The organism is Streptomyces sp. CT34 (assembly GCF_000805335.1).
GTDB lineage: Bacteria > Actinomycetota > Actinomycetes > Streptomycetales > Streptomycetaceae > Streptomyces.
In genome coordinates, this window is record NZ_KN708638.1 from 7,373,801 (window position 1) to 7,382,452 (window position 8,652).

An 8,652-nucleotide genomic window follows, 5' to 3' on the forward strand; every position below is an offset into this window, starting at 1 on the left:
GAGCCCCGTCCCGGAGCCCCCGCCGAGCCCGGTCCCGGAGCCGCTCCCCGGCCCGCCGACCCCGCCCGCGCCGCCCGACCCCATCCCGCCGGAGCCCTCACCGGTACCGCGGCCCCCCGGGCCCGGCCCCGACCCGGTCCCGGAGCCGTCCCCGGCCCCGTCACCGCTCACCTAGGGGCGCCCCGGCGCGCCGCATCCGTACGCGCACCGGGGACGGCCGCCGCGCCCGCTCCCGGCGCGCCCCTTCCGCAGCGCACCACTCCCGCACCGCCAAGGAGGTGCTGATCATGGCGATCGCCACCGTCAACCCGGCCACCGGCGAGACCCTCAAGACCTTCGACGCGCTCAACGCGGGCGAGATCGAAGACCGCCTGGTCCGCGCGGACCTGGCGTTCCAGGAGCACCGCAGCACGACCTTCGCCCGCCGCGCCGAACTCCTGCACACCGCCGCCGATCTGCTGGAGGCCGACCGGGACGGCATCGCCCGCACGATGACCACCGAGATGGGCAAGCCCCTGGCCCAGGCCCGTGCCGAGGCCGCGAAATGCGTCAAGACGATGCGCTGGTACGCCGACCACGCCGAGGAGTTGCTCGCCGATGAGCATCCCGACCCGGCCGACGTCAGCGACTCCGGTGCGATTCGCGCCGTGGTCCGCTACCGCCCGATCGGCACCGTCCTCGCCGTGATGCCCTGGAACTTCCCGCTCTGGCAGGTCGTACGCTTCGCCGCCCCCGCCCTCATGGCCGGCAACACGGGGCTGCTCAAACACGCCTCGAACGTGCCGCAGACCGCGCTCTACCTGGAAGAGCTCTTCCGCCGCGCGGGCTACCCCGAGGGCTGCTTCCAGACCCTCCTGGTCGGCGCCGCCGCCGTCGAGGAGATCCTCCGCGACCCGCGGATCGCCGCCGCCACGCTGACCGGCAGCGAGCCCGCCGGGCGGTCGGTCGCCGCGATCGCCGGCGACGAGGTCAAGAAGACCGTCCTCGAACTCGGCGGCAGCGACCCGTATCTCGTCCTCCCCTCAGCCGACCTCGACAAGGCCGTCCGGGTCGCGATCACCGCCCGCGTCCAGAACAACGGGCAGTCGTGCATCGCGGCCAAGCGGTTCATCGTGCACCAGGACATCCACGACGCCTTCTGCGAGCGGTTCACCGCCCGCATGGCGGCGCTGACCGTCGGCGACCCGATGGACGAGCACACCGACATCGGGCCGCTCGCCAGCGAGCAGGGCCGCTCCGACCTGGAGGAACTCGTCGACGACGCGGTCCACCAGGGCGCCCGCGCCCTCTGCGGCGGCCGGCGGCCACCGGGACAGCGCGCCGGCTGGTTCTACGAGCCGACCGTGCTGACCGGCGTCACCCCGAGCATGCGGATCCACCGCGAGGAGGCGTTCGGGCCGGTCGCCGCGCTCTACCGCGTCGCCGACCTGGACGAGGCGATCGCCCTCGCCAACGACACGCCGTTCGGGCTCGGTTCCAACGCCTGGACCCGGGACGCCGGCGAACAGGCCCGGCTGGCACGGGACATCCAGGCCGGCGGGGTCTTCTTCAACGGCATGACCGCCTCCCACCCCGGCCTCCCCTTCGGCGGCGCCAAGCGCTCCGGCTACGGACGGGAGCTCTCCGGGCACGGCATCCGCGAGTTCTGCAACATCACGACGCTGTGGTACGGGCCGGAGGACTGAGCCGGGCGCCAGACGCCACGGCCGGCCGGCGCGCGCCTGCCGCTCAATGGCCGGTCAGGGCGCGGCCCACACGGTGACGGACAGCTCGAACGTCGGGTTGTCCGCCCTGGCGTTGCTGCTGGCGTCCGTGCTGTCCACCTTCTCGAAGGTCGTCTTCGCCACCTGGTTCCGCGTGGCCACCATGCACCGGACCGTGCCGGGGGTGATCTTCCCGGCGTCGGTGTCGGCACCCAGCGGGTTGCTCTCGGCCACCGCCCGGCACGCCTCGCCGGAGTTGGTCCCGGCGTCGGCGGTGCCCGCCCGGACCGGGCTGCCGTAGTGGCCGGCGACGGTGATGACGGCCTGGGCACCGTTGAACGCCTTCTGGCCGGCAGTGGTCCGGATACAGCAGGCCCCGGTCGGGGTGGGTGAGCGCCGCCCGCAGTGTCTGGAGGTTGGCCGCGACCGAGGGGATGCCGGGCAGATCGGCACTATGAAGCGGCTGGTTCCGATCAGTACGGCGCGGCCGGCGCCCTTGCCCGGGAACCAACGCCCGGCACTCATCCCCCCCGCATCGTGCCCTCCCCATGGCCGACGTCGCCGCCATCCTGGCACGGTGGACGCGGCGGTCGGCGCGATTCCGGCGGCTCGGTCCCGGCGGGGCGTCCGCCACGCAACGGCCCTGCGCGGCGCGGCAGTTCAGTCCGCGGACCGCGCCGAGGCGTCCGGCAGGGCGAACTCGCACCACAGCGCCTTGCCGGACCCGCGCGGCTCGGCGCCCCACCGGTCCGCCAGCGCCTCGACCAGCAGCAGCCCGCGCCCGGAGGTCGCGGTCTCGCCGGGCCGGCGCCGGCGCGGCCACTGGCTGGAGCGGTCCTCGACCTCCAGCCGGATGCGTGGCGGGGTGCCGGGCAGCAGTTCCACGGAGACCAGGGCGCCGCTCTCGGTGTGGGTGAGGGCGTTGGCGATCAGCTCGGAGGCGACGACCTCGACGTTGTGGGTCAGGGCACCCGCCCGCCACTGGTCCAGCGTGCGGCGCAGCGCCGAGCGGACCTCCGCGGTACCCGCCGGATCGGCCTGGTGGACATGGAGCCGCAGCCGGGGCGTCGCGGCCTCCCCGGGGACGGCGTGCCGGTGCAGCAGCAGGAGGGCCATGTCGTCGTCCGAGCCGGGCTCGGCCCACAGATGGGCGGAGAGCTGGTCGGCCAGCGCGTCCAGGTCGGCGGGGCCGGCGCGGACCGCGGCGGAGAGCGCGTCGATGCCGGCCGAGATGTCTCGGCCGGGCTGCTCGACCAGGCCGTCGGTGCACAGCAGCAGCGTCGAACCGGGCTCCAGGAACGCCTGGGTCTCCGGGAAGTGGTCCTGCCCGAAGCCGGTGGCCAGCCCCAGCGGCAGCCCGCCGCGGACCTCGGGCCAGTCGGTGTGCCGGGAGCTGTTGCAGATCAGCGGGCCGAGGTGGCCGGCGCGGGCGATGTGCAGCGCCCCCGATTCCAGGTCCGCCTGGACGTAGGTGCAGGTCGCGAAGCGCTCGGTCTCCAGCTCGGCCAGGAAGCGGGAGGACCGCACCAGCACCGTCTCCGGTGTGTGCCCCTCGCCGGCGTAGGCGCGCAACGCGATCCGGAGCTGGCCCATCACCGCCGCCGCGTGGGTGTCGTGGCCCTGGACGTCGCCGACCACCAGCCCGATCCGCCCCTGGGGCAGGGCGATCACGTCGTACCAGTCGCCGCCGACATCGCGCCCCCCGCCCGCCGGGTGGTAGCGGACGGTGACCTCGCCGCCCGCGATGGGCGGCAGCCGGCGCGGCAGCATCGCCGCCTGGAGCCCGGTGGCGAACTCCCGCTCCTGGTCGAAGAGGGTCGCCCGCTGGACCGACTGCGCCACCACACCGGCCAGCGCCAGCGCCAGGTTCCGGGCCTCCTGCGAGTGCACCGCCGGCTCCTGGCTGAACAGCCCCAGCGCCCCGATCACGGTGTCCTGGGCGACCAGCGGCAGGAACGCCGCGCTGCCGGTCGGCAGCAGGTCGACGTACGGGCGCAGCCGCGGATAGCGGGCGATCAGCTCGCCGCGGGTGCCGAGGAAGCTGGGCCGGCGGGAGCGCACCGCGTCGGACAGCGGAAGGGTGTCGTCCAGCCGCGAGTTCATCATGTCGTCGGGGACGTCGCCGGCCATTCCGGCGGCGGCGATGATCTCGAACCGCTCGTTCCTGACCAGGCCGAGCACCAGCCCGTCGGCGCCGAACCGCCGGGCGCCGCCGGGGCCGGTCAGCACCCGCGTCACATCCGCCACGGACAGCGCGCGGGCCAGCGCGGCCGTGGTCTGCTGCACCATCACGGTCTGCCGCTGCCGTTCCCGCTGGAGCGAGCGCAGCAGCGCGGAGTCGGCCAGCTCGCCGGTCGCCTCCCGGACGATGCCGACGACCCGGTACGCCACGCCGTCCTTGTCGCGCAGGATCCGCCCCTGGGAGTGCGTCCAGCGCCGGGTCCCGTCGCGGCACCGGACCCGGAAGTACGCGCCGTACGATGCGTTGCCGTCCTGGAGGGCCTGGGCGAGCGCCGCGTCCAGCCGGGTGCCCTCCTCGGGCGGCACCCGGGAGATCAGCGACATCGGCCCGCCGTCGTACTCGCCCGGCCGCAGGTCGAAGACCTCCATCGCCCCGGCGTCCAGATCCATGAACCCGGTGTCCAGGTCCCAGTCGAAGGTGCCCATGCGGTTGAGCGAGAGTCGCTCGCGCAGTGCGATGGGCTCGTGGTCGGACACCCCGGGCACGTTCTCCTCGACCCGGGGCGGGTTCCGGTCGGCACGGGGGTCGTAGCCCTCCGTGGAGGGATCGGGGGGCCGCTGGGCCATGCGAACACCTTAGGCGGGGCCCCCAGGGCCCGCACGCCCGCTCCGGTCACACACTGTAACGGCGTCACAGTGCAGGGGCCCGCGGCACGTGGATCGGGCACGGACGTGCGGATGTCAGCGGGCAGCGGCCGGGTGGTGTACCAACCGGCGGAGGGTGCGGCCGAGTCGGCGGACGTAGCAGTGCTGGAACACCGTGACCAGCGGCCCCGCAAGCCGGGTGAACCACCGGGCCGGGCGGCTGAAGGCGGTGACCGTGAACCACACCGAGCCGTCCGTCCGCAGCTCGACGACGAACGCCTCCTCGCCGCACTCCGGATGCCCCTCCCGGCTCCCGTACGCGAAGCCGATCCGGTCCGTGTCGGCCACCGTCCACACCACCCGGCACGGGCCGGTCACCCGCAGTGGTCCGATGCCCACGGAGACGTCGACCGGCACACCCGGTGCGGCCCGCGGTGCGCCGGCCCTGATGCGGGTGCCCGCGGCACGGTGCATCCGGAAGCCGGTGACCGCCGCACCGGCCGCGTCGAACACCGCCCGGCCGTGGCCGAGCGGCAGCGCCACGCGCAGGTGGTGGTAGCCGGCGGGCAGCGGGTCGTGCCGGGTGCCGCCGCGCTCCGGATACGTGAGATCGGCGGGGCCGAGGTCTGCTGCGCTCATCGGCCGTCGTCCGCCGCACCGTGCCGTCCGGCCCCCGCCGCGAACCGCGCCGCGCCCCGGAGGGCGTCCGCCAACACGGCCTGTCCATAGCGCAGTTCGGCCGCCATGGCGGCGGGTCCGGACTGCTCCTCCTGGTCCAGCAGGGACGCCCGGTCGCTGCGCAGGCACGCCTGCGGGAGGCGGGCGAGCTCCGCGGCCAGCCGCTCCGCCTCGGTGCGGGCCGCGCCGGCCGGGACCAGCCGGTGCACCAGCCCGATGTCCAGCGCCTCCACGGCCGGCACCGCACGCCCCGTCAGCACCAGGTCCATCGCCCGGCTCGCGCCGATCAGCCGGGGCAGCCGCACCGTGCCGCCGTCGATCAGCGGCACCCCCCACCGGCGGCAGAACACCCCGAAGACCGCGTCCTCCTCCGCCACCCGCAGATCGCACCAGAGCGCCAGCTCCAGCCCGCCGGCCACCGCGTGCCCGGCGACCGCCGCTATCACCGGCTTGCTCAGCCGCATCCGGGTCGGCCCCATCGGGCCGTCGCCGTCCGTCGCCACGCGATTGCCGCGCCCGGTGCCGACCGCCTTGAGGTCGGCACCGGAGCAGAACGTCCCGCCCTCGCCCCACAGCACCGCCACGCTCGCACCCGCATCGGCCTCGAACGCGCGGAAGGCGTCGGCGAGTTGCCGCGCCGTCGGGCCGTCCACCGCGTTGCGGGAAGCGGGCCGGGACAGCACCACGGTCGTCACCGGACCCGCGCGCTCCACCCGTACGGACATCAGGCGCCGTCCCCGCCGGTCCGGGCCCGTCCCAGAATGGCCGCCAGATCGGCGCCGGCCGGCAGCGTGCCGAACGCGTGGCCCCACTCGCCGCCCAGCCGCGAGGCGCAGAACGCGTCCGCGACCGCCGGGTGGCTGTGCCGCACCAGCAGCGCCCCCTGGAGGACCAGCGCCATCCGCTCCGCCAGCGAACGCGCCATCAGCTGCGCCCGCTCCGGATCGGTGAGTTCGCCGAGCATCGTGCGCAGCCCGGCCGCCGCCGCGTCCAGCCGTCGGTCGGCCCCCGCCGCGGCGTCCACCTCCGCGAAGTACGCGTCCAGCGCGGCGGGTTCCCGGCCCAGCGCGCGCAGCACGTCGAGCGCGGCGACGTTCCCCGAGCCCTCCCAGATCGACAGCAGCGGTGCCTCGCGGTAGAGCCGCGGCATGCCGGACTCCTCGACGTACCCGTTGCCGCCCAGGCACTCCAGCGCCTCCGCGGCATGCGTACTGCCGCGCTTGCACACCCAGTACTTCCCGGCCGCCAGCGCCAGCCGGCGCAGCGCCGCCTCCTGCCCGTCCCCGGCCTGCGACCGGTCCACCGCGGCGGCCAGCCGCATCGCCAGCAGCGTCGCCGCCTCCGACTCGACCGCGAGATCGGCGAGCACCGCGCGCATCAGCGGCTGCCGGTCCAACTCCCGTCCGAATGCCCGGCGGTGGGCGGTGTGGTGCAGCGCCTGCCGCAGCCCGGCCCGCATCCCGGCCGCCGAACCGAGCACGCAGTCCAGCCGCGTCATGTTCACCATCTCGACGATGGTCCGCACCCCGCGGCCCGGTTCGCCCACCGGCCAGGCGACCGCCTGCTCGTACTCGATCTCCGACGAGGCGTTGGAGCGGTTGCCCAGCTTGTCCTTGAGGCGCATCAGCCGCATGCCGTTGCGGGTGCCGTCCGGCAGGACCCGCGGCAGCAGGAAGCAGCTCGGCCCCTCCTCGGTCTGTGCCAGCGCGAGGAACACATCGCTCATCGGGGCCGAGGTGAACCACTTGTGGCCGGTGATCCGGTAGCTGCCGTCGCCGGCCGGCACCGCGCGGGTGGTGTTGGTCCGTACGTCCGAGCCGCCCTGCTTCTCCGTCATCGACATCCCGGCGATCAGCCCCCGCTTGGTCAGCGGTGCCCGCAGCCCGAAGTCGTACGTCCGGGAGGCGAGCAACGGCTCGTACTCGGCGGCGAGTTCGGGCGCGGCGCGGAGCGCGGGGACCGCGGCGTAGGTCATCGAGATCGGGCAGCCGTGGCCCGGCTCGGCCTGCGACCACACATAGAACTTGGCGGCCCGCACCAGATGCGCCCCGGGGCGGTCGTCGGCCCACGGTGCGGCGTGCAGACCGTTCGCCACGGCGGCGGTCATCAGCTGGTGCCAGGCCGGATGGAACTCCACCTCGTCGACCCGGTGCCCGTACCGGTCGTGGGTGTGCAGTCGGGGCGGCTGCTCCTCCGCCCAGCGCGCCTGCTCCTGCACCGCCGCCGAACCGGCCAGCGCGCCGAGCTCGGCCACCTCGCGCTCGCCCCAGCCGGCGCCCTCCCGGCGCAGCGCCGCCAGCAGGGCCGGCTCGTCGGCCGCGGTGAAATCGAGGAGCGGCGGGGCCTGATTCGTTACGTCATGGGTGACGGTCATGGCACCGACGTTACAGATTTTGCACAGCTGCGGGAAGTATGTAAGACCGTCGAGCCTGCGACCGGTGCCACACGGGGGCACCGCCCGTACCGCTGGCTAGACTTCGCGGCACCTATGAACGACGACCCCCTCGCGCTGCGCCCGCTGACGGCCCGCTCCATCGTGCTGAGCACCTTGCTCGGGCATCATCCGCCGCGGCTTCCGGCGCGTGCACTGGTGCGGGTCGGGGAGCTCTTCGGCATCGCCGAGGGCACGGTCCGGGTCGCGCTCTCGCGGATGGTCGCGGCCGGCGACCTCCAGCAGCGGGCCGGTTCGTACGGTCTCACCACCCGGCTGCTGGCGCGCCAGGCCCGGCAGGACGAGAGCCGGTCGCCGCGCACCCGGCCCTGGCACGGGGAGTGGGAGATCGCCGTGGTCACCACGGCGGAGCGCCGGCCGGCCGCCGACCGCACCGCGCTGCGCCAGGCCATGGCGGCGCTGCGGCTGGCCGAGCTGCGGGCCGGCAGCTGGCTGCGCCCCGCCAACCTCGACCGGCCCCGCCCGGCCGTCGTCACCGCGCAGTGCACCTGGTTCACCGGTGCCCCGGACGGCGATCCCGCCGCACTGGCCCGCGGGCTGTGGGACCTGGACGGCTGGGCGGCCGGGGCGCGGGAACTGCTCGCGGCGCTGGACCGGGCCGGCACACCCGCCGCACGCTTCACCGTCTCGGCCGCGGTGCTCCGGCATCTGCTCACCGACCCCCTGCTCCCGCCACCCCTGTTGCCGGAGGGGTGGCCGGGGTCTGAACTCCGGTCGCGCTACGACGCGTTCGAGGCCGAACTGCGGGAGCTGTTGCGGCAATACCTGGCGCCCGACGGCGAGGGGTGAGCTTGCCCGGCGCACGTGCCACCCCCTTGGCACGGTGGTCGCGGACCCCTTCGTACGGCAGGTCGGTACGGCCGAGGGGCGCACGGGCAGCGCGGTGACGCGCAGCGACGCGGAGCGTGCCGGCGCGGGCGGGGGCGCGCGGGGCCGGGTGGTCGTCGGCCCTCGGGTGCGCCGGGCAGGTTTGCGCCGTCCGGCGGCCCGCCG

General features: G+C 75.1%; 7 protein-coding genes. 2 read left to right on the plus strand and 5 right to left on the minus strand.

Annotation, left to right across the window (positions count from 1 at the left end; genetic code table 11):
* Positions 1-287 precede the first annotated feature (287 nt).
* A complete protein-coding gene (locus RZ84_RS32135; RefSeq protein ID WP_043271489.1) occupies positions 288-1,685 on the plus strand; it encodes an NADP-dependent succinic semialdehyde dehydrogenase in 1,398 nt (465 codons plus the stop codon).
* A gap of 54 nt (positions 1,686-1,739) precedes the next feature.
* Here RZ84_RS32135 and RZ84_RS32140 read toward each other — a convergent pair whose 3' ends face one another.
* From RZ84_RS32140 to RZ84_RS32160, 5 genes are all read right to left on the minus strand, one after another.
* Positions 1,740-2,228: a hypothetical protein gene (locus RZ84_RS32140; protein WP_043267949.1), complete on the minus strand. Its 489-nt coding sequence runs from the start codon at positions 2,226-2,228 to the stop codon at positions 1,740-1,742.
* A 135-nt stretch (positions 2,229-2,363) separates the two neighbouring features.
* Positions 2,364-4,511, minus strand: coding sequence for a SpoIIE family protein phosphatase (locus tag RZ84_RS32145; protein ID WP_043267951.1), 2,148 nt, complete (start codon positions 4,509-4,511; stop codon positions 2,364-2,366).
* Positions 4,512-4,625: 114 nt separating this feature from the next.
* Positions 4,626-5,168: a DUF1990 family protein gene (locus RZ84_RS32150; protein WP_043267953.1), complete on the minus strand. Its 543-nt coding sequence runs from the start codon at positions 5,166-5,168 to the stop codon at positions 4,626-4,628.
* Positions 5,165-5,932 carry a crotonase/enoyl-CoA hydratase family protein gene (locus tag RZ84_RS32155; protein ID WP_043267955.1) on the minus strand — a complete coding sequence of 256 codons (768 nt, stop codon included), beginning with the start codon at positions 5,930-5,932 and terminating at the stop codon, positions 5,165-5,167. Before RZ84_RS32155 ends, RZ84_RS32150 begins: the two co-directional genes overlap by 4 nt.
* Positions 5,932-7,581, minus strand: coding sequence for an acyl-CoA dehydrogenase family protein (locus tag RZ84_RS32160; RefSeq protein WP_043267957.1), 1,650 nt, complete (start codon positions 7,579-7,581; stop codon positions 5,932-5,934). The genes RZ84_RS32155 and RZ84_RS32160 overlap by 1 nt, the downstream gene beginning before the upstream one ends.
* 114 nt (positions 7,582-7,695) lie before the next feature.
* On the opposite strand from RZ84_RS32160, the gene RZ84_RS32165 reads away from it, so the two are divergent.
* Positions 7,696-8,448 carry a PaaX family transcriptional regulator C-terminal domain-containing protein gene (locus RZ84_RS32165; RefSeq protein WP_043267959.1) on the plus strand — a complete coding sequence of 251 codons (753 nt, stop codon included), beginning with the start codon at positions 7,696-7,698 and terminating at the stop codon, positions 8,446-8,448.
* Positions 8,449-8,652 lie beyond the last annotated feature (204 nt).

Coding starts and splice junctions, on each gene's coding strand:
- RZ84_RS32135 (WP_043271489.1), top strand. CDS start 288: ATGGCGATCGCCACCGTCAACCCGGCCACCGGCGAGACCCTCAAGACC.
- RZ84_RS32140 (WP_043267949.1), bottom strand. CDS start 2,228: ATGAGTGCCGGGCGTTGGTTCCCGGGCAAGGGCGCCGGCCGCGCCGTA.
- RZ84_RS32145 (WP_043267951.1), bottom strand. CDS start 4,511: ATGGCCCAGCGGCCCCCCGATCCCTCCACGGAGGGCTACGACCCCCGT.
- RZ84_RS32150 (WP_043267953.1), bottom strand. CDS start 5,168: ATGAGCGCAGCAGACCTCGGCCCCGCCGATCTCACGTATCCGGAGCGC.
- RZ84_RS32155 (WP_043267955.1), bottom strand. CDS start 5,932: ATGTCCGTACGGGTGGAGCGCGCGGGTCCGGTGACGACCGTGGTGCTG.
- RZ84_RS32160 (WP_043267957.1), bottom strand. CDS start 7,581: ATGACCGTCACCCATGACGTAACGAATCAGGCCCCGCCGCTCCTCGAT.
- RZ84_RS32165 (WP_043267959.1), top strand. CDS start 7,696: ATGAACGACGACCCCCTCGCGCTGCGCCCGCTGACGGCCCGCTCCATC.